This is a genomic window from Microcoleus sp. Pol7_A1 (assembly GCF_036701085.1).
GTDB lineage: Bacteria > Cyanobacteriota > Cyanobacteriia > Cyanobacteriales > Microcoleaceae > Microcoleus > Microcoleus asticus.
Window position 1 is genome coordinate 1 of record NZ_JAUBQD010000088.1, and the last position, 19,756, is coordinate 19,756.

Genomic DNA, 19,756 nt, shown 5'->3' on the forward strand with positions numbered 1-19,756 from the left:
ACCGAAACATAAACCTATTCATATTCACTCATTTATTTATTATACATCGCTGATGTTATTAAATTTTCATTCCTTAGCTAACACTGTTCCCGGAGAACTTTACATATTAGTGCAGCATCCCGACGGCTCAGTCAATATGGAGTATATCAGTCCTCTGTGCCGAGAAATTCAAGAATTAGAGCCGGATGAAATCCAGAACAACTCTGCTTTATTCTACGAACAAATGCACCCGGACGATCGCTCCAGTCACTTCGAGGCAATTGTCAAAAGTGCGACCTCTCTCGAACCATTTTCCCACGAGTGGCGGATTGTGACAGCATCGGGAAAACTCAAATGGCTGCAAGGTTATTCTCGACCAGAATTGCGCGAAAATGGAGATATTGTCTGGCACGGCATAATTATTGATACCAGCGATCGCAAACAAGCAGAACAAGAACTCAAACAAGCCAAAGAAGCCGCAGAAGCTGCCAACAAAACTAAAAGCATCTTTCTCGCCAACATGAGCCACGAATTGCGAACCCCCCTCAACGCCATTCTCGGCTTCGCTGAATTAATGGAACCCAGCGCTAATTTAAGTGTGCCGGAAAAAGAAAATATCCAAATTATTCGCCGCAGCGGAGAACACCTGCTCCAACTGATCAATCAAGTCTTAGACTTATCTAAAATTGAAGCTGGGCGCATGACACTCAACGCCAAAAACTTTGACTTGTACCGCTTGCTGGGCGACCTGCAAAATATGTTCCAAATTCGCGCGCAAAATAAAGGATTGCAATTAATTATTGAATGCTCATCCGATGTTCCCCAATACGTGAAAAGTGATGAGATTAAGTTGCGACAAGTGCTGATTAATTTATTAGATAATGCGGTTAAATTTACCGAAAAAGGTTCGGTTTCAGTCACATTAAGGCACGATCGAGAAGGAATAACTAAGCCTACAGGCGAAAGATTAAACAAAATTAAAAATAAAAAAACGCTTGTTATTTACTTTGAAATTGTGGATACAGGCTTTGGCATTTCCCCCGAAGAATTAGAGAGCATATTTGAATTGTTCGTGCAAAGTTCATCGGGGAAAAAAGTTCAAAAAGGTACGGGATTAGGATTAAATATCAGCCGCGAGTTCATAAAATTAATGGGCGGCGACATTACCGTCGAAAGCGAAGTAGGACGCGGCACAGTCTTCAAGTTTGACATTCAAGTTGTTACCGCAGCCGCCCCTGTTGAAGTCATCAATAAATATCTTGAAGTCAATGATTTATCGGAGAATTCAAATAGGGTAACAGAAAAAATCTCTGATAGTGCAGCAATATTTACGCTTGACTCGATGCCGAAAGTTTCCCCAGAATGGACAAACAATCTAAAACAGGCCGTCCGTCAGGCTGACTTCAACTTGATTGCTACAATAATTGAGCAAATCCGCAGCGATAATGATGTTGTTGCCGAAGTTATGATGAATCATCTATATAATTTTGATTATCAAAAAATACTCGATTTGATTGCTGAAATTGAACTGTAGGGTGCGCCGAAGCTCACCTTACCTATAAAGTTGCTGTAGGGAGCATCTCTGCAGAGATGCTTCCCGAACAGTATATTTTAGCTGCTGCGACAAGAGTCCTGAAATGGCATAAATCCTCGCTCAGATCCTCAATAAAGTATGATAATTATCATGCTTGATTTGCTCTTAATAATTTAGTGTTTGACTTTACTTTTTTTGAAGCTATAGTTAACCCCCCCGATCGCCCTTTTGGTCAAGGGAAATCGAGGGGGCTAACTGTTATTTGTCAAGTATCTGAGGATATCAAGCAGGGTTCGCTTCGGCTCGTTTTTGCAGCAGGCGGGCAATTTCAGCTTTTTCTACAAGTCCGACGAGGACACCGTTTTCACGAATGACGGGGAGTTCTTGTACTTTTAGCTGTTCCAGAAGGGTGACGACTTCGAGGAGGGATAATTCTGGTTTGACTGTTGTGGAAAATTCGATCGGCTTCACGAGTTCTTTCACTAAAACTTCGGGCCAGCGTCCGGTAGTAATGGTTTTGAGGTCGTCAAGGTCGATCGCCCCTACCAATTGTCCCGCATCGTCAGTAACTAGGAACCGACGCCAGGTATGAGCGCTACCGATAACGTAATTGTTGGCAAATTCTCTGAGGGATAAGTGTTCTGGGACGATCGGGCTTTCGGGGGTCAAAGCATCTGCGGCTGTCAAGCCTGCCAGTTCATTTTGGACTGTGGCATATTGGGCAGATTGACCGGCATTTTGCAGTAAGAACCAACCGATTACTAGATTCCAAATATTGCCGAATATGCCTGTAGCAATGGCAATCCAACCAATTATTTGACCGACGCGGCTAGCAAAAATTACACCTTTGTAAGGGTTGCCGGTAATTTTCCAGACGATCGCTTTGAGGATGTTGCCGCCGTCGAGGGGCAAACCGGGAATTAAGTTAAATAAGGCTAAAGCTAAGTTGATGGAAGCTAAAAGTCCGACGATCGCGGCTGCGGGGCCTGTGAGACCAGCACCGATGCCGATCGCTGCTAACAAACCGGATAAAAATAAGCTGACCAACGGGCCTGCAATGGCTACCCAAAATGCTTCGGCTGGGGTTTTGGATTCTCTTTCTAAATTAGCCAGTCCCCCAAACAGAAATAGCGAAATCGATTTCACGCCAATTCCCTGTTTGATGGCTACCCAACTGTGTCCTAATTCGTGGGCTAAGACGGAAGCAAATAACAGCAACGCTGTGAATAATCCCAACATCCAGGGCGCTACGGGGCCCAATGTGGGAAACAGGGCAGCTAGTGCACCGCCGTATTGCCAGGTTACTAAACCCAGAACTAGGAACCAAGATGCGTTGACAAAGAAGGGAATCCCAAACAGGTTGCCGACGCGAAATGTACCGTTCATAATGGCTACCTCTGATTTTACGAAGGAGAGGTTTTTCTCTCTGTCTCCTTATCGTAACGAAACGTAACGGCAATGTTAATGATTCAATTAGGGTGTTATCCGTCTGTGGAGGTTCGGTTTGCTGAATAATTACCGCCGACTGCGGTTTGGCCCGCTAGGGGTTAAAATCCTTATCTCAAAACGGAAGTTCTTGCTATGAGGCTTGAGGAGGATATCTGTTTTAGTTTTCTGTTTTAGTTTTCAGTCGGTTTTAACTCAAATCTTGCACCTCTGTGATGAACAGGCAAGATGCCTGTTCCACAAAAATTAAATTTTCTTGTGGGCCGTTGCTCCTAGCCCGCCCATAAAAGCTTTATTGATAATGGTGCAACATTTCAGTTTTAACTGAATGCAAGCTTTGAGACGGAGAAGGAATTCCCGGCGGACTATTACACCTGTGGCAAGATCTCAGTTTCAAGCAGGTTTAACTATAATGACTTACCCTAAGAATAGTTTTGATCCTAATAATTATGCCAGAATCCTTTTTGCTCGGCCGGCTGATGCTGCAATTAAACAGCGAAGTCGCTGATATTATTACAGACTTATCCGCTGTTGCTTTAACTCCCGATGGCCATTTGTGGCTGGGTTCCGATGAAACGACTTCGATCGAGCGTTTGTCGCCTGTCGCGCCTCATATTTTTGGAGAACATCAAAGATTTGCGATCGCAGATTTTCTCGAACTTTCGGGAGAATCAGAAATCGATATCGAAGGAATTGATTTCAGCAGCGATTATCTTTGGCTGGTAGGTTCTCACAGCACAAAACGCAAAAAAGCTAAAGGCAAAAGCCCCGAAAAAGACATTGAAAGATTAGCACAAATCGAGACAGAATTCAACCGCTATTTGCTGGCGCGCATTCCTATGAAAGACGGGATTTTGTGCGAGTCAATTTCTCATCCAGACAGTCAAAGGGAACAGAAAGTTGGATGCCTTCAGCGGACAGAAACGGGGAATTTGCTGACAGACGCGCTCAAAGATGACAGCCACCTCGGTCTATATTTATCTGTGCCGATTCCGAGTAAAGAAAATGGCTTTGATATTGAAGGGTTAGCGGTGCGGGGCGATCGCATTTTGCTCGGTTTGCGGGGGCCGGTGTTGCGGGGTTGGGCGATAATTTTAGAGATAGAAGTTGAAGAGGCAGAACCGGGAGTTTTAAGGCTTAAGGCAATTGGGGAAGGAGGGAAATTGTACAACAAACATTTTGTCGATTTGAACGGTTTGGGCGTGCGAGAATTGTGCTGGAATGGGGAAGATTTAATTGTTTTAGCCGGGCCGACGATGACTTTATCTGGGGAGATGAGGGTTTTTCGGTTAAAGGGAATTTTAGGGCGATCGGGCGACAGTATTACTGGGCAAGATGGGGGAGATTTGGAGGTATTGTTTGATTTGCCTTTTAAGGTGGGTGCGGACAATGCTGAGGGATTGAGCCTGTTTCCCTATTTAGGGGGGCAGAATTCGCTGTTGGTGGTTTACGATTCGCCGGATGCGGAGAGAATGGTTGAGGGAAATTCGATTTATGCGGATATTTTTAGGTTGGGTTTGTAGGGAGGAATTTAGTCCGAGCAAGTTTTGGTGAATTAGGAATAAGGACTAAAGTCCTGACTACAAACAGATGCGAAATAGGGTTAATTGTCGATCGCATCCCTTCGCCGCTGACTGTAGCGTTTCAATTCATCAATTAAGTGAGTATCGTTAGATGCTGTTCTCGCTCCCGCTTCCGCCGCCCAGCGCTTCAAATCTTCAATTTGCGATCGCGCGATCGCAGCTAAAGGTACAGTATCCTCGATCGACCTCAAAATATCCTCCGTCATCAAATCCCGGCGCTGTCCGTTTACAAACGTTCCAAAAGCCCGATACAACCCATCTATTACCACTTGTTCAATTTCTGCGCCGCTAAAATTCTCAGCGCGTTTCGCCAAAACTCCCAAATCAAACTCGCGCAATCTAGTCGGCCGCAGTCGCTGCAAATGCACTTTAAAAATATCTTGCCGTTCCGATTCTGAGGGCAAATTTAAAAAGAAAATTTCATCAAACCTGCCCTTTCTCAGCAACTCGGCAGGCAAAATCCGCACGTTATTTGCAGTTGCGACGATAAAAACCGGACTGGTTTTTTCCTGCATCCAAGTAATCAAACTGCCGAATACCCGGCGCGAAGTTCCCGAGTCGCCGTCGCCACCGCTGATAATGTTGCCGAAGGCTTTATCTATTTCATCGATCCACAAAACGCAAGGTGCGATCGCCTCTGCTAATTGTATCATTTGCCTGACGCGGCTTTCGCTTTCCCCGACCACGCCGCCAAACAATCTCCCAGTATCCAATCGTAGCAGCGGCAAACGCCATTCGCAAGCAATTGTTTTCGCAGATAAAGATTTGCCCGTTCCTTGAATTCCTACTAACAAAACTCCTTTCGGATTCGGTATACCGTAGCGGCGCGCTTCATCAGTAAAAGCATCTTGCCGCATCTTTACCCACTGCTTCAAATTCTCCAATCCGCCCACACTTTTCAGGGATTCTCGGGAGTTGAAAAACTCCAAAATTCCCGTTTGGCGAATTGCTTGCTGTTTTTCCTCCAAAACTCCGTCAATATCCGACTCGTTAATTTGCTGTTTTGCCGCCAAAGCTTTAGCCAAAACCCGCCCGATTCTAGCGCGACTCAAACCCTGACAAGCTTTAACCAACTGTTCCCTTGCTAAACCGCTAACTTGCAACTGTTGCGGCTTTTCCACAACGTGGGAAATTAAACTGTCGATTTCTTGGACGTTGGGCAAAGGAAAATCAATTACTGTGACTTCTTCTTTCAATTCCTCCGGCAATTCCAGCGTGTGAGAAGTAAGAACTATAGTTTTTTTGCTGCGCTTCAATTCCCGCGTTAAATTCCGCAATTCTCGCACTACTGCCGCGCTTTTTTCGCTGTATGGATATTTCAAAACAGGGTGCAAATCCCGCAGTACAAATATGGTATATTCTTCAACAGCAGTTTTGCTGACGCGATCGAGCGCCGCCATTACCGAACCTTTCCCAGAACCGTTATCCTCCCACCCGCGCACAAGATCCCATAACAACACCCGGCGCGCGGGAGTTACTTGCAGCGCTACTTGGGCAATTACGGCTTCGACAGGTTCCTCCTCCGCGCCGACAATGTACAGCAGCGAATAGCGGGCGCGAATCATCAAATCTAGTCGTTTTACGAGGGCCTCGAAATGGTTATTTTTACTAGCCTTGACGGCATCTAATTCTTTGGGGTTTGGGTAATTTTCTGTCATTTTATTGGATCTTGTAGAGGGAAATTCAACTTTATTAAATATTTTGTTCGCAGTCAGGATTTTAGTCCTTAAAATGATTTAACCCAACTAAAGGTTTATAGTAAGGATGTTAGTCCTTAACAACTATTTAAGCGGACTAAATTCCGTACTGCAAACGTTAAAATTATAACAGCCTAGTACGCAATTGACTACTTAGCAACTTTTCGAGCTTGTTTCACCATTTCAATGAGAGTGTGGTGAGCATCTTCGGCGTCTTTTAAAGTGCGATCGAATTTAACTCTGACAGGCACTGTTTCGTCATTAACTTTAGCGGTTAAATCCATGCCGTTGGCATCAATAGCGAGCATTTGAGCTTCCGTTGCCTGCGGTTGGTCGCCAAATGCTTGAGCGTAGAGCACTACAGCACTAGCGTGGTCTTCGTTCATGTGAGTGCAGATGCGATCGCTAATCTCAGTGGAAAACGGTTCTGACATGGGAGATTCCTCAGATGCAATATCGATCGATTGTACTGCGATCGGTACAAAGTTTTCAATAGCGATCAATTGCCTCAAGAGTTATCAGTGATAAATAACTAAATTATATCCGCGTTAATCGGCGTTGATCTGCGGTTAAACAATCCAAGCATTCAACTACAATGATCAAACATTACTTTCTTAATATAGGATAATCACATGAACAACTCTAGCGCTTATATCGAACTACTCAAAACATTTCCTCCCCGACCCATAACTGCTGAGGAGGAATTAATTGCAACTCAAAAAGCGATCGATTCTCTGTTGGACAAAGGCGAACTGACTTCAGACGAACGCGACTATCTAAACGTACTTGGAACTCTGGTTTATGAATACGAGCAAACTTTAGAACCCATACCTGACATTTATGGGGTAGAACTGTTAAAAGCTTGAATCGAAGAATTTGACCTGAGACAAAAAGACCTAGTTCCTCTTTTTAAAACAGAGTCTATTGTCTCAGATATCCTCCATGAAAAGCGTCAAATTACAACTGAACAAATACAAAAATTTGCAGAGTTTTTGAGTGTCTCGCAGGCTGTTTTCTTTCCACTGCATCAAGTTGTTGGTAATGCTGCCTAAAATTGTTTGTAGTCAGGAATTCAATCCTTATTGACTAAAAGTTTTCATAGAGGACGATCGTTCTCACTACAAACTGCACAGCCTAACTAAAAGATCGATCGTCAAACGGCAATTCATCAAACAGCGGAGCCATATCAGAGTCTGCAACAGTATCAGACTTCGCAACGGTTGGCTTAACAGAATTCACCTTGGCTACCGATAACTTGGCCGCAGGTTCCGATTTCTGTAGGTTAACTACAGGTAATTCTGCTCCATTTTCTCCATTTTTGCTCGTTTGATTCCACATCATCATCCCCAACAAACCGTCAACTAAACCCCCACTGCTACCGTTGCCGCTAACCGCAACATCTGGCACAACTCGCACGTTGCGATCGCCTATAATTTGCATTAACTGCAAAGCCGTATAACCAGAACCTCCCAAAGCCACAACACCCGCGCGATAAGCTTCAGCTTGAGCATTTCCCTTCACCCGAATCGACTCAGCTTCGCCTTGAGCTTGTTTCACCTGAGAATTCGCTTTCAACTCAGAAATTTTCACGCCTTGTTCCGATTTCACCATCTCTTGTTGAATCTCAGCCAGCGCCGTTTCCCGCACCAATTGTTGCCGCTGAGTTTGTGCTACTTGCTGCACCTCATAAGTCTTGCACTGTTCCTCAGCAATTTTGCGATCTGTTTGAGTTTGCATCAACTCTGCAGGCGGCAAAATATCCCCGATTAAAGTATCAATTGCCTGCACGTCGTAGGTGCGCAAAGCTGCTTTGATATACTCGGCGGCTTCCGCTTGCCTGCCGCTTCTTGCGGAGAGAAAATCTAATACAGAATAAGCTTGAGCCGAATTGCGGAAATAATTGCCGATTGTCGGCTGCAAAACGTGGTCAACTAAATTCTGCATCGAACCGACGCGAGAGATGACTTTCGGAGCATCCAAAGCTCCAACGTGAATAATCTGAGCTACTTCTAAATCAAAGGCAAAACCGTCTTGAGAACGCACGGTTAAAGACGAAAGTTTAGAATCGTAACTGTGCCTTTCTGTTTTTCCCGACCAGTTCAATACTATATTAGTAGTCGGCACTAACTCTACTTTCAAAATGCGAGTATTTAGCGGATGTTTCCCCGGATAAAGAGGTGTCACCCAAACCCCTTTATTGCCCACATTTACTAAATTTCCATGAGTGAAAGCAGCGCCACTAACATCTTCTGAGGTTTTACCGACATAAGAAATCACCGCGCCGACATAGCCGATCGGGATTTCGGTCATCGCCACTTGGTCAACCCCGACAAACCAAGGATTTAAGTTCCACGAACCGGAAAGCAAAACCTGTTCCTGCAAACCGCGCCGCCCGCCAGCGGTGATAAATTTTTGCGCGTTTTGGAAGTTGTCGTGATTCGGAATAATCGGGCCGGCAATTTCGCCATCTTGAATCGGAACGCCGTCAAAAGTTGTGACAATTCCCACTTTGTCCGGGGCAATTGTGTACAGCTTCAACTGTTCGGCTGTCATCCCGTGTTTGGCCGCATTAGCCGCTGTAATTACTGTAAATAATGCTGTATTAATTCTATAGCTACCGCCAGTCACGATGCCGAGTTGCCTACCTTTTTCGCCGCCCCCAAGGAGGAATTTGCGAGCATCTTGAAAATTGTCGCATTCTGTGATTTTGCCGAGGATGCGCTGCGGTGGAATTGACTGACCACCTGCTGCGATAATGAGAGCAATTTCACCTTGGGGAACTACAGTCAGAGACTCTTTGCGAACGTTGTACTGCAAAGGCCAATAACCCCAGTGCCAACCGGGGGGCAAAGTATCAGCTTGATATCCCGCTTCTCCGTTTAAGGCAATTAAATCTCCGGGCGGTAAAGACTTGCCGTCGAAGCTAAACTTTTTACTGACAATGCCAACTTCGCGATCGCCAATTACCACTAACCCGCCAAAAAATAGCGGCAGCACCAGAATAATTATCATACCGCCGATCGCGATCGGAATAAATTCGCCCGGATCGAGTTGCATTGTCTGCACGGGAACAGTGCTGCGTAACTGCCCTAACTGCAAGCTAGAATCAGGTTTTGCGACTAACTGAGTCGAGGTTTCATTTGCGAGGGGGATATTGCTAGCTGCTAATACCGGCGAGGGTTTCAAACTGGTTGTTGCAATAAGTGCTAAAGACGCCGAAACAGCGGCTGCAAAGTGTTTTAAAACGCGGACTTTGACTTGAGACTTGGACAAAAATGAATCAAGCATTTTTTTGATAAGGGCTAATTTGTCCTATGAGTTCCAGCTTAGCCTATATCAAAAGTTTTGACGTAAAACTTAAGGTCTTATTTATCATTATTTGTTCCCATAATATTCATATTTCTCACTAAAAAATACTGATAATTAAACTACAGGCTGACAATTCCCCGTTTTAAGGCGGCAATCGCTGCCTGCGTGCGATCGCTAACTCCTAATTTGCCCAAAATATTGTTGATGTGAAACTTGACGGTACTTTCGCTGATGTGCAGAACTTCACTAATCTCGCTGTTGCTTTTACCAGCGACTATGAGGCGGATGACTTCTAATTCGCGATCGCTCAATTGAGCATTGTCCATGCGATCGGCTAGTTTAGCGCCAACAGCGCTGGGAATGTACTTTTTACCGCTAACAACCGTGCGAATTGCCAAAAAAAGTTCGTCAGGTTCGGTATTTTTGAGCAGATAACTTTTGGCACCAGCCCGCAGCCCGCGATAAATATCTTCATCACCATCATAAGCAGTGAACACGACGATGCGGGCAGCTTCAAATTCAGTACAAAGGGCAGTAATGGCCTCGACTCCATCCATTTGTGGCATTCGCACATCCATTAGCGTCACGTCTGGCTGATATTGACGGAACATTGTTAATGCTTCCTGTCCGTTGCTAGCTTTTGCAACAACTGTTAGATCTGCTTCTTGTTCCAGCAAAGCGGCTAAACCCTGTCGCATGATCGCATGATCGTCGGCAATTAAAACGCGAATCATATTTGATTGTTGAATCATCTTTTTTCCCTGATAATTTTATGAAAGAAGACGGTCGTCCTCACTACAAACTTTAGTCCTAGATGCAGAAACCTGGTTGGACGAAAATACTGCATTCTAGCCTTTAACAAGGAGTAAAAAACCTGGTTTATTTGGTATTTATTCGTAAGTCCTAAGAAGCTTAATCTGCCTCCCCAATCAACGTGAACGCTGCCCAATCTCGCGGATTAGAATGCGCTTTCATTGTGGTTAACATAGCTTGTCGCAATGCCTGTGCTTTATTCGGGTTTTTGTGAAGATTTTGATAAAATGCCTGCATTAATTCGGATGTAGGCGCATCGGGAACCCTCCACAAGGAGACGATCACACTGGGAACTCCTGCCGAAATGAGCGATCGCGACAAACCAATCACGCCATCCCCGGTAATTCTGCCTTCTCCAGTGTTGCAAGCACTCAAAACAACTAAGTTTGCTTGCAGTTTCATGTCGAAAATCTCTTCTGCGGTCAATAAGCCGTCATCTTTGCCAGAAGGAGCTAGCGCGATCGCACTTGCCAATCCGCGCACATCATACAACAATCCATGCGTTGCTAGGTGAATAGTCGATGCCTGGGGCATTTTTTGAACGATCGCAGCTTTTGTACCTTGAGCGCCTGTGATGGCTTCAGTGTTTAGCATAGAGGCGATCGCTCTGGCTTCGGCTTCGGCTCCAGGTAGAGGAGACAATTGCTGTTTGGGTTCTCCCGGAGACAGAGACACGCTCGGCATCGTGGGATTCCCCAATACTAGAGCTTTTCCGCTGTTGGATGGCTGACTCGCTAGCTTCTGTCGTTGTTGTCGGGTTAATGCCAAAACTTGAATCGAGGGGGCGGTGAGAATGGTGTGTTTTTGGATTAAGTAATTGTCGTTGGCATCCTGGAGAGCGGGGAATGGCACTTGGAACAGGGAACCTTGGGGAATGAAAATGACATGGGCGTTGGGGTCTTTTGGGAGCAGATTGGCAATGGGATCGATCAGCAGTTGATGCAGCATCCCTAAGTTGAAGTTGGGTTCGGGTTTTGTGGAGCCAAGACTGCTGCGACTACGAACCTCAAGGAATTCTTGATTGCCAACGATCAAGCTGGCTAGAGAGGCGTTGTGTTTTTGCCAAAGGGGTTTGATGTCAACTTGGCGGAAGGTAATTTCGCCTGTCGGTTGAATAACCCAAATGTAAATCGCAGATTCTCGCGTTTCTTGTTTGCCCTGAATCTGGAAGTTGTCGTAGATGATGGAATACTGCACCAAAGTGGCGTTCTGTGCTTTAGCGATTTGTCGGATTTGATCCAGGTTGGGAGCAGTAGCGATGACCGAACTGGCATCACTTGACGATAGTCGCTGTGTCAGTAGATCGACAAAGGCACGGGCACGTCCCCGTTCGGCAATTTCTAAGGCGGCGATCGGGTTATTCTGAGCCACCTGGACTTGTTGTAAAGCCCGATAAGTGCGAGCTTGTCCTTCAAAGATGGAGACTTTATTCGCGTCGTTGGAGCCGAGCATTTGACGCATCGATTCCCACACTTGAATCCCCTGCACGAGGATTTTTCCAGCTTCTGCGAGGTTGCCAGCTTTCAAGAACGTCAACCCGAGATCGTTGAGTGCCTCACCTTCGCTCTGGCGGTCTTTAATGGCGCGGGCGATCGCTAAACTCTGCTGGTTGTACTCGATCGCTTTGGCGTAGTTGCCTAGATAGAAGTAAGCCGCTCCCAAACTGCCCAGTGCCTCACCTTCCCCCTCGCGGTCTTCAATGGCGCGGGCGATCGCTAAACTCTGCTGGTCGTACTCGATCGCTTTGGCATAGTCGTCCAGGTTGAGGTAAGTGGCTCCCAAACTGCCCAGTGCCTCACCTTCCCCCGGGCGGTCTTTAATGGCGCGGGCGATCGCTAAACTCTGCTGGATGTACTCGATCGCTTTGGTATAGTTGCCCAGGTTGAGGTAAGCGAGTCCCAAATGCCCCAATGTCGCACCTTCTCCCTTGCGGTCTTTAATTTCGCGGACGATGGTTAAACTCTGCTGTGTGTACTCGATCGCTTTGGCATCATTGCCTAGAAAGCGGTAAGCGAGTCCCAAATTGACCAGTGCCACATATTCTCCCTGGCGATATTCAATTTTGCGGGCGACCGCTAAACTCTGGTGTCCAAACTCAATCGCTTTGGCGTAGTTGCCTAGATGGAAGTAAGCGAGTCCCAAACGGACCAGTGCCAGACATTCACTTGGGTGGTCTTTAATAGCGCGGGCGTTGGCTAAACTCTGCTGGGTATACTCGATCGCTTTGGCGTAATTGTTTAAGAAGAGATAAGCGACTCCCAAATTGCCCAGTGCTGCCCCTTCCCCCTCGCGGTCTTTAATTTCGCGGGCGATGATTAAGTGTTGCTGTCCATACTCAATTGCTTTGGCATAGCTGCCCAAATCGCCGTAGGCGACTCCCAAATTGCCCAGTGCCCAACCCTCTTTGTGGCGATTTTTAAGGGCGCGATAAATTTGCAGCGCCTGTTGCCAGGAGTTCAATGCAGCTTGAAATTGACGATTCTGATATTGTTGAATTCCCTGCTGCAATAGCCGATCGGCTTCTGCTTGACGAGCATCAGTAGTTTGAGCGATCGCTGGGAATAGAGAGTCAGGAGTTAATAGGGGAGCAGTGGTGAATAGAAACAGGGAAATGGAAGCTAGGAAAACAGGAGTGAGCCTAGAGTGGGTCGATTTGAGTCGCTTAAATGGAGAATACAGCATAGGATTCTGGGGTTTGGATTTAGAGAGTTAGCCCGATCGCTCTTTCTGCCATCGCGCGATCGCCTCAATCTGCTTAAATCGATATTTAAATCTTAAGCAACCCAGATGGTAAATTCATTGGTTCTACCCACAGATCCGATCTTCGGAGTGGTGCAATGTTGATTGCGGGAAAGTGCAATGTATCTCAATACCCATAGCACTTCTCACTACAGCTTGTTAAATAATGTCAGCAGCTTTCTTGACTCTCGGGCGATCGCACAATTGCCTCTTGGAGTGCGATCGCCCTTTTTTTGTACTACTCTTAGGGCTTTCTTAATTGCCGATCGCACTTTGGGAACGCTCAATAGGAAGCAGGCTTGACTCATCACAGGAGAGTCTTACCAGTCTATCGTTGTAGGCGATCGGCGTTACCTACCCAAAAGTTTAGGTTGTTACCCGATTTTATAGCCAGTTATTAGCTAGCTTTTTGATAGGTTCACAACTCAACTTTGAGCTAGCTACTTTAGCAGGGAAATTTAATATACTAAAAAAATGAAAGAGGAATTAAGCAATCCAACAGTTTAATTCCATGACAACAAACTTTATTTGCGAGGGTGAAAACCATGTCTGACACTACCAATCATGACCTGCTTTTTAAGTCTGAAAATCACACAAACTAGTTGGCTGATGGTGAACTGGATGAGCGCGATCTTGAAGCTATAAATGGAGGTGATATAGGAACCGATCTGGGTAATTTCTTCCAAGGTCCTGCCAAGTTCGTCACTGATATTGTTCAAGCTCCTTATAGAATTGGCCAGGGAATTGGACGGGGTATTCGTGAAGGACTACGGGACTGATTATGTCAAATAATCTCCCGAAAGATGTGAAAAGTTAGTAGTTAATTGACATCTTCACAAAGTGGGAGTATTTACATTGTTTAAAATCCATGTAATTAACTCCCACTCATCTGCCAGACATAAATAATTCAATTAGGAGCAAATCTCATGTCTTTTGAATTTGAAAGCGTCAATCATGGTCAGTCAGATACTTCAGATCTAAATATTGCTCGTTCTCATTTATTAAAGGATGAAGAAGGTCTTTCAACTGAGTTAAGTGATGATGAGCTGGAACAAGTTAATGGTGGATTCCTACCTCTCCTGATTGGTATTGGTGTTCGCATCGCTGCTCCTCATGTTATACGATTTGCTGCTAGACAAGTCGCTAAACAAGCCGGTATGGAATTGGTACGGGGAGTTTCTGAAGGACTAGGGGAGTGATTCTGCCTAATAATTTCCAGAAATTCGCTCTCAGCAAATCCTGTCGCTGAAAAATTGAACGACAATTCGGGTGTTTCCGATGAGATATTCACCCGAATCCTTCGCCCCAAGAGGGTTGGCAAACAGACCACTCTATAGTTGTATGCGATCGGCGATACCTAGCCAAAAGTTTAGGTAATCTTCTCAACGACAGGCTAGTTCAAGCTAGTTTTTTTATAGGTTCAAAACTCAACTTTGAGCTAGCTACTTTAGCCGGGTAATTTCATAAACTATAAACAGTTACCAGACACAAACAATTCAATCAGGAGCAAATCTCATGTCTTTGGAATTTGAAAGCGTCAATCATTCTTTTCAAGAAGTCTCGCAAGATCGGGAACTCCAGCATCAGAGTCAGTCAGATAATTCATGCGAGTTGTCTGATCGTGAATTGGAAGCTGTTGCTGGTGGTGGAAGTGGCAAAAAATGTGATGATGATGATGGTTTTTTCGAGAAGTTTGGATGTGCAATAGATCGTATGTTCTCATTTGGCAAAAAGTAATTTTTCCCTAACCCCGACTTCTTAAAGAAGTCGGGGTTCTAGCTTACCTTATCTACAAAAAACATGGATGCAATACAGCCCGTATACCTGATGCAGCAAGCCCCCGGTATGGGTAACGCTACAATATTTAGCGTTGGTTTAGTTATCGCCTGTTTGCTATTGCTAATTTTGTTGTGGTTGCCCGATTTGCTGACCAAAGAATAAGCAGTTCGGCAGCGGATTATGTAACGGATGTAACGGATGTAATTGATATCAAATCCGGTAGCATCGGAATTATTAGTAGCCAAAATTAGGAGACGGCAGTGCCGTGTCCCTACAATATTATTTTCGGTAGGGACACGGCACTGCCGTCTCCTCTATATCATTCGGGTTACACCGGAATTGATATGAGATGTTACACCATTTTTAATAAAGCTTTTATGAACGGGCAAGATGCCCGTTCCACAAAGAGTGAATTTCTTGTGGAACGGGCATCTTGCCCGTTCTTGAGAATGGTTTTATGTTTAATCTCTACTCTAACTGTCGCTCAACTAATCTCGCAAATAATCCTCCCTGTTCGATCAATTCTTCAAAGGAACCGACTTCCACTAAACGGCCTGCTTCAATTACATAAATGCGATCGGCATTGCGAATCGTACTCAGGCGGTGGGCGATGACAATTCGGGTAACATTTAACTTATCCAAACTCTCAGTAACGATCGCCTGCGTGTGATTGTCCAAAGCACTCGTAGCTTCATCCATCAGGATAACCTTTGGTTTGACAACCATCGCGCGGGCAATTAACAATCTTTGCCGCTGTCCTCCCGAAAGATTCGTGCCGCCCTCGCTGACAACCGTGTGCATTCCCATCGGCATTTGTTCGATATCGGCAGCTAAACCGGCCATTCTGGCGGCTTCCCAAGCTTCCTCCTGCGTTACCAGCGCCCCGCAGGTGATATTGTCAAACATCGAACCGGCATTAATTCTGCCGTTTTGCAGCACTACTCCTAACTGCCGCCGCACAGCTTGAACGTCGAGGCCTGCTAAATCTTGATTGTCGTAATAAACTGTGCCGCTTTGTGCTATTTCAAATCCCAATAACAGCCGAAATAAAGTTGATTTGCCACTCCCCGAAGTCCCGACGATCGCGATAAATTCCCCCGGTTGAATATTGATGCTGACATCATCTAAAATTGGGGGGCCGTCATCGCGGTAGCGGAAAGTCGCGCGATCGATCGTAATTTGACCTTTCAAGCGGCCGGGATCGGCTTTTGTCGGGTCAGATTCCGGGATTCCCTGAACGATCGGTTTGGCTCGCTCCCACAGCGGTACAATTCCTAAAATATCAGTTACGGTATTGCTCAAGTCTGTGATGCCAGAAAGAAAGGTTCCGAAGGCGGAATTAAAAGCGAGAAATGTGCCCATGTTCAGTACGTCGCCTCCTGTTTTAGGGTTTTCTATGAACTGAATTGCAAACCAAAACATCAGGATAGAACTTACTAATGGCAGCGCTTCGTTAAATACTGAAACGCTGTCGTCAATTCGTTTAATTCCTGTTCTTAGCTTGATTTGCTGGCTGTATTTTTTCGCCCAAGCTGCAAACGCTCGCCCTTCTGCTGCAGCTACCCGCAGCTTTGATACTCCGTTGATCAGTTCTACTGTCAGCCCGTTAATGTCGCCCTCTCCTGTTTCCATCTTCCGCTCTTTTGGGATTAAGAGCAAGCTCGATGTGACTGTTACTATAACCGCGATCAAGGTTAAACCAATTCCGACTAAAGCCAGCGGCAGGCTGTAAATAAACATCAGCCCCAAATTCAGCAGGGAAAATATCGCGTTCAAAAGTGTCCGCTGCGTCGCGCCGCTGAGTTGGGCGCGAATTTGATTTACTGCTAATAAACGAGTCAGCAAATCGCCAGAGGAATAGCTGCGAAAAAACGCCGGTTTTAATCTCAGCAATCGATCCCAAACTGCCGGCTGGAGAGTGCCGCTGGCAGCATTTTCGATCCGCAGCGTCATAATTGTTTGGGCCATGCTAAATACAGCCCGTCCGATCGCGGCAACTAACAACACCAGCCCTAGCTGCCACAGTAAAACGCGATCGCTGTCGGGAATAGCATCATTGACCAAAATCGAGGTGGCTTGCGGCATCACCATCCCCAGCAGCGTTCCCAATATCCCCAGCCCGAAAGCAACGATGATGTCTTTTTCGTAGCCTTTCGTCCCGAACCTAAACAGTTCCGCAGCGTTGCGAAGTAATAGTGGCAGGGGTCGGTAAAACATTAGAGTTTCTGGCGACAACTCTTGGGCTACTGCTTTAGTTACCCGTTTGCGAGTGCGATCGATCGGATCGAACAAAGTATAGCGAGATCCCTTACCAGGCAACAAAGCTACTGGTCGATCGTCGGACTTTGTATAAGCCAATAGCGGGCCGCAGTTCTGCCGCCACCAATCTCCAACCAGCAGCACGCGGCGGGTGCGAAATTGGGACGATCGGGCGATCGCCTCCATCGGATCTCTAACTCGACTCAAGTCTTCGGAACCCGCCGGGGGTTCGACTGCGATCCCTTGTGCCTTACCCACAGCCCCAGCAGCGATTAACAGCGGCGTTCCTTCCTCAGACAAGGCAGTTTTCCGGGGATGCAAAACCTCGGTTAACTCTCCCAAAGCTGTCTGAGTTACTTGGCGGTTTAGCTGTTCGCGTTCCTGAAATCGCCGGAATTCCTCTGCTTTTTGCTGGGAAACCAGCAAGTTCAAGCAACAGCAAAAATACTCGTGCAGCAAAGCGAAACTCGCGCGCAGCCAGTCGGCATTTTCCACCTCTGCTGTTGAGAAAATTTGCACCTCAACTTCCCCCGATGCCACCAGCAGCATATTGCCAGCCAGGGGAAATGCTGGGGAAGCGGAATTTAACTTCAATTCCCCGACACTCGCATCGCCCGACTTGACGCACACCCAAACAACTGTTCCCGGCGGCGATCGCAGAATTTGACCGGGAATTAGCGATATCTGCTGCGAGGCTGCTACAACCGCAGTTTCTGGGGCAACTTTTTCCTCCGGCGCGTGAAGCGGATCTATCCCGTAGGGAATCGCCCGTTCTCCCAAATGCTGTATCCACCCTTCCACAAGCGCGATGGTTTTGCTGTCACCAGCAGCAACTAAAGCGGCACAATCTGCGATCGCGATCGGTTCCAGTTCCGTTTCGGCGATCGCGATCGCCAGAAGTCCCCACCCTGGTTTTGAAATTTCTCCCCCCCCTTCTGCTTCTCCCCCCCTTAGCAAGGGGGGGTTGGGGGGGGTAGCAGCGCCGAACAAAGCCTCGCCTGCAACGACGCCGAACAGATAATGGCGGTTGCCCGCAGGCTTCTCACTTTGTATCTTGGCTGCAAAGACTGCGATCGCGCCCGATCGAACAATCCATACCTGATGCGGGTCATTCAGCAGCAGCGGTTCATTTCCTTTAATTCGGTGCAGTTTCTTAACAGGATTTAGATCGAGCATAGCTAGTAATTTGCGATTAGTAATATCAAGTCGGGCAGGGGTTTAAAGCCCTGCCTCAAAGAAGACAGTCCGATTGAATCGATCGGGCTAATCCACAGATCCGCCGGGGATTTTAATCCCCGTCTCATAGCTAAAGTCGGTTAAAACCGACTCAATAGCTAAGACTCTATAGCCAACACTGAATAGCCCAATCAAACCATCGATAATTTCAGTCCTCTTCAGAGGACTTTAGCTATTAGACAGGGAATTCATTCCCTGGCGTAATGTCGGGTTGGCTACTGTATTTCTGCTATTTATTGTTCGTTCCCAACCAAACGAGCATAAGCTCCTCCCAGCTTTTGCAACTCCTCATGAGTGCCTCTCTGAACTACTTTCCCCCCTGCAAGCATAATAATTTCATCGCAATCTCGAATCGTACTCAAACGGTGAGCAACCACAATACAAGAAGTACCGCGACGCCTCAAATTGCGATCGATAATTAACTCTGTTTCAGCATCCAGAGCACTCGTTGCTTCATCCAGCACCAACACCGCTGGATTCCTCACTAATGCCCTGGCAATTTCCAAGCGCTGTCGCTGTCCGCCGCTCATATTTGTTCCCCCTTCATTGAGTTGAGCATCGTATCCTCCCGGCATATTCAAAATAAGTTCGTGAATTGCCGCATCAATGCACGCTTGCACTAAATCTGCTTCCGGTACTGTCGGGTCCCAAAGCGTGAGATTTTCCCGAACAGTGCCGGCAAATAGAAATATCTCTTGTTCGACCATTGCCAGCGAATTTGCTAGGATAGAACGCGGAATCAAATTGCGGGGAACCCCGTCAAATAAAATTTCGCCATTCATTGGTTCGTAAAGGCCGGTCACAAGTTTGGCAATAGTAGATTTGCCAGAACCGCTGCCCCCCACTAACGCTACCCGCTGACCAGGTTTTACGGTTAAGTTCAAGTTTTCAATTAGCGGTGCTTCCAAGCGGCTGTAGCCAAAACTGACACTCCGCAATTCAATGCTTCCTTGCAGGTGAAAAGCATCTGGTGCGATCGCGCCGCGGCCGTTTTCATTATTAAAAAAATCGCGATCTGCTTCTGGATCGATCGGGTTTTGTAAAACGTCATCAAGTCGGCTTAAATCGGCTTCTAATTCTTGCAAAGTGCCGCCAAAATTGACCAGGTTGTTAACAGGCCCTAGGAATTGCTGAGTGAGACTTTGATAGGCAATTAACATCCCGATACTCAAACCGCCGTTCATCACCCGCAAGCCGCCGACAACTAAGATAGCAGTTGCCGCTAATGCCGTTAAAAATGCTGGTAATATTGACAGGATTTGAGTGGGTAGAGCCAATTCTTGCTGGGCGTTGCTCATTTTCGCATATAGCAATCCTATATGATTTGTGAGAATTTACCATAACTGTGAAGCTTGGGGAAATCAAATATCTGATAATGAGTA

15 protein-coding genes are annotated in these 19,756 nt (G+C 46.3%); 7 read left to right on the forward strand and 8 right to left on the reverse strand.

The features are described from left to right. The coding region (locus QUA20_RS29120) for an ATP-binding protein (RefSeq protein WP_333193624.1) at positions 1 to 1,513 on the forward strand (1,513 nt) is incomplete at its 5' end. A 282-nt stretch (positions 1,514 to 1,795) separates the two neighbouring features. On the opposite strand, the gene QUA20_RS29125 is transcribed toward QUA20_RS29120, so the two are convergent. Then, positions 1,796 to 2,899, reverse strand: a complete 1,104-nt coding sequence (locus tag QUA20_RS29125) for a site-2 protease family protein (RefSeq protein ID WP_333193627.1) — start codon at positions 2,897 to 2,899, stop codon at positions 1,796 to 1,798. A 509-nt stretch (positions 2,900 to 3,408) separates the two neighbouring features. Between QUA20_RS29125 and QUA20_RS29130 the strand changes: the two genes are divergently transcribed. Further along, positions 3,409 to 4,482: a DUF3616 domain-containing protein gene (locus QUA20_RS29130; protein WP_333193629.1), complete on the forward strand. Its 1,074-nt coding sequence runs from the start codon at positions 3,409 to 3,411 to the stop codon at positions 4,480 to 4,482. An 80-nt stretch (positions 4,483 to 4,562) separates the two neighbouring features. Here the strand turns inward: QUA20_RS29130 and QUA20_RS29135 are convergent, their stop codons facing one another. Continuing rightward, positions 4,563 to 6,200, reverse strand: a complete 1,638-nt coding sequence (locus QUA20_RS29135) for an AAA family ATPase (protein ID WP_333193632.1) — start codon at positions 6,198 to 6,200, stop codon at positions 4,563 to 4,565. A gap of 188 nt (positions 6,201 to 6,388) precedes the next feature. Further along, positions 6,389 to 6,751: a DUF2470 domain-containing protein gene (locus QUA20_RS29140; protein WP_333193633.1), complete on the reverse strand. Its 363-nt coding sequence runs from the start codon at positions 6,749 to 6,751 to the stop codon at positions 6,389 to 6,391. Between the two features lie 120 nt (positions 6,752 to 6,871). Between QUA20_RS29140 and QUA20_RS29145 the strand changes: the two genes are divergently transcribed. Next, positions 6,872 to 7,105 carry a transcriptional regulator gene (locus tag QUA20_RS29145; RefSeq protein WP_333193635.1) on the forward strand — a complete coding sequence of 78 codons (234 nt, stop codon included), beginning with the start codon at positions 6,872 to 6,874 and terminating at the stop codon, positions 7,103 to 7,105. 268 nt (positions 7,106 to 7,373) lie between these two features. Here QUA20_RS29145 and QUA20_RS29150 read toward each other — a convergent pair whose 3' ends face one another. The 3 genes from QUA20_RS29150 to QUA20_RS29160 form a co-directional block, all read right to left on the reverse strand. After that, positions 7,374 to 9,527 carry a flotillin family protein gene (locus QUA20_RS29150; RefSeq protein WP_333193638.1) on the reverse strand — a complete coding sequence of 718 codons (2,154 nt, stop codon included), beginning with the start codon at positions 9,525 to 9,527 and terminating at the stop codon, positions 7,374 to 7,376. 140 nt (positions 9,528 to 9,667) lie between these two features. After that, the gene (locus tag QUA20_RS29155; RefSeq protein ID WP_445304727.1) at positions 9,668 to 10,300 is read right to left on the reverse strand and encodes a response regulator; all 633 of its coding nucleotides are present in this window, start codon (positions 10,298 to 10,300) and stop codon (positions 9,668 to 9,670) included. Between the two features lie 160 nt (positions 10,301 to 10,460). Further along, positions 10,461 to 13,043, reverse strand: coding sequence for a CHAT domain-containing tetratricopeptide repeat protein (locus tag QUA20_RS29160; RefSeq protein ID WP_333193641.1), 2,583 nt, complete (start codon positions 13,041 to 13,043; stop codon positions 10,461 to 10,463). 177 nt (positions 13,044 to 13,220) lie between these two features. On the opposite strand from QUA20_RS29160, the gene QUA20_RS29165 reads away from it, so the two are divergent. The 4 genes from QUA20_RS29165 to QUA20_RS29180 all read left to right on the forward strand — a co-directional run bounded on the left by QUA20_RS29165 (position 13,221) and on the right by QUA20_RS29180 (position 15,041). Then, positions 13,221 to 13,403 carry a hypothetical protein gene (locus QUA20_RS29165; protein ID WP_333193644.1) on the forward strand — a complete coding sequence of 61 codons (183 nt, stop codon included), beginning with the start codon at positions 13,221 to 13,223 and terminating at the stop codon, positions 13,401 to 13,403. Between the two features lie 623 nt (positions 13,404 to 14,026). Next, positions 14,027 to 14,299 (forward strand): class IIb bacteriocin, lactobin A/cerein 7B family, encoded by a 273-nt coding sequence (locus QUA20_RS29170; RefSeq protein ID WP_333193646.1) that lies wholly within the window; start codon positions 14,027 to 14,029, stop codon positions 14,297 to 14,299. A 316-nt stretch (positions 14,300 to 14,615) separates the two neighbouring features. Beyond that, entirely contained in the window at positions 14,616 to 14,837 is a 222-nt protein-coding gene (locus QUA20_RS29175) for a hypothetical protein (protein WP_333193649.1), read from the forward strand. A 63-nt stretch (positions 14,838 to 14,900) separates the two neighbouring features. After that, positions 14,901 to 15,041, forward strand: coding sequence for a hypothetical protein (locus QUA20_RS29180; RefSeq protein WP_333193652.1), 141 nt, complete (start codon positions 14,901 to 14,903; stop codon positions 15,039 to 15,041). Between the two features lie 306 nt (positions 15,042 to 15,347). Here the strand turns inward: QUA20_RS29180 and QUA20_RS29185 are convergent, their stop codons facing one another. Both QUA20_RS29185 and QUA20_RS29190 read right to left on the reverse strand, forming a co-directional pair. Continuing rightward, on the reverse strand, positions 15,348 to 18,314 hold the full coding sequence (locus QUA20_RS29185) for an NHLP bacteriocin export ABC transporter permease/ATPase subunit (RefSeq protein WP_333193654.1): 2,967 nt from the start codon (positions 18,312 to 18,314) through the stop codon (positions 15,348 to 15,350). A 293-nt stretch (positions 18,315 to 18,607) separates the two neighbouring features. After that, positions 18,608 to 19,672, reverse strand: a complete 1,065-nt coding sequence (locus QUA20_RS29190; RefSeq protein WP_333193656.1) for an ATP-binding cassette domain-containing protein — start codon at positions 19,670 to 19,672, stop codon at positions 18,608 to 18,610. Between the last annotated feature and the right edge of the window lie 84 nt (positions 19,673 to 19,756).

What these genes read in the sequence shown, in the direction of transcription:
- QUA20_RS29125 (WP_333193627.1), bottom strand. Translation starts at nt 2,899, where the DNA reads ATGAACGGTACATTTCGCGTCGGCAACCTGTTTGGGATTCCCTTCTTT.
- QUA20_RS29130 (WP_333193629.1), top strand. Translation starts at nt 3,409, where the DNA reads ATGCCAGAATCCTTTTTGCTCGGCCGGCTGATGCTGCAATTAAACAGC.
- QUA20_RS29135 (WP_333193632.1), bottom strand. Translation starts at nt 6,200, where the DNA reads ATGACAGAAAATTACCCAAACCCCAAAGAATTAGATGCCGTCAAGGCT.
- QUA20_RS29145 (WP_333193635.1), top strand. Translation starts at nt 6,872, where the DNA reads ATGAACAACTCTAGCGCTTATATCGAACTACTCAAAACATTTCCTCCC.
- QUA20_RS29150 (WP_333193638.1), bottom strand. Translation starts at nt 9,527, where the DNA reads ATGCTTGATTCATTTTTGTCCAAGTCTCAAGTCAAAGTCCGCGTTTTA.
- QUA20_RS29155 (WP_445304727.1), bottom strand. Translation starts at nt 10,300, where the DNA reads ATGATTCAACAATCAAATATGATTCGCGTTTTAATTGCCGACGATCAT.
- QUA20_RS29160 (WP_333193641.1), bottom strand. Translation starts at nt 13,043, where the DNA reads ATGCTGTATTCTCCATTTAAGCGACTCAAATCGACCCACTCTAGGCTC.
- QUA20_RS29165 (WP_333193644.1), top strand. Translation starts at nt 13,221, where the DNA reads ATGTATCTCAATACCCATAGCACTTCTCACTACAGCTTGTTAAATAAT.
- QUA20_RS29170 (WP_333193646.1), top strand. Translation starts at nt 14,027, where the DNA reads ATGTCTTTTGAATTTGAAAGCGTCAATCATGGTCAGTCAGATACTTCA.
- QUA20_RS29175 (WP_333193649.1), top strand. Translation starts at nt 14,616, where the DNA reads ATGTCTTTGGAATTTGAAAGCGTCAATCATTCTTTTCAAGAAGTCTCG.
- QUA20_RS29180 (WP_333193652.1), top strand. Translation starts at nt 14,901, where the DNA reads ATGGATGCAATACAGCCCGTATACCTGATGCAGCAAGCCCCCGGTATG.
- QUA20_RS29185 (WP_333193654.1), bottom strand. Translation starts at nt 18,314, where the DNA reads ATGCTCGATCTAAATCCTGTTAAGAAACTGCACCGAATTAAAGGAAAT.
- QUA20_RS29190 (WP_333193656.1), bottom strand. Translation starts at nt 19,672, where the DNA reads ATGAGCAACGCCCAGCAAGAATTGGCTCTACCCACTCAAATCCTGTCA.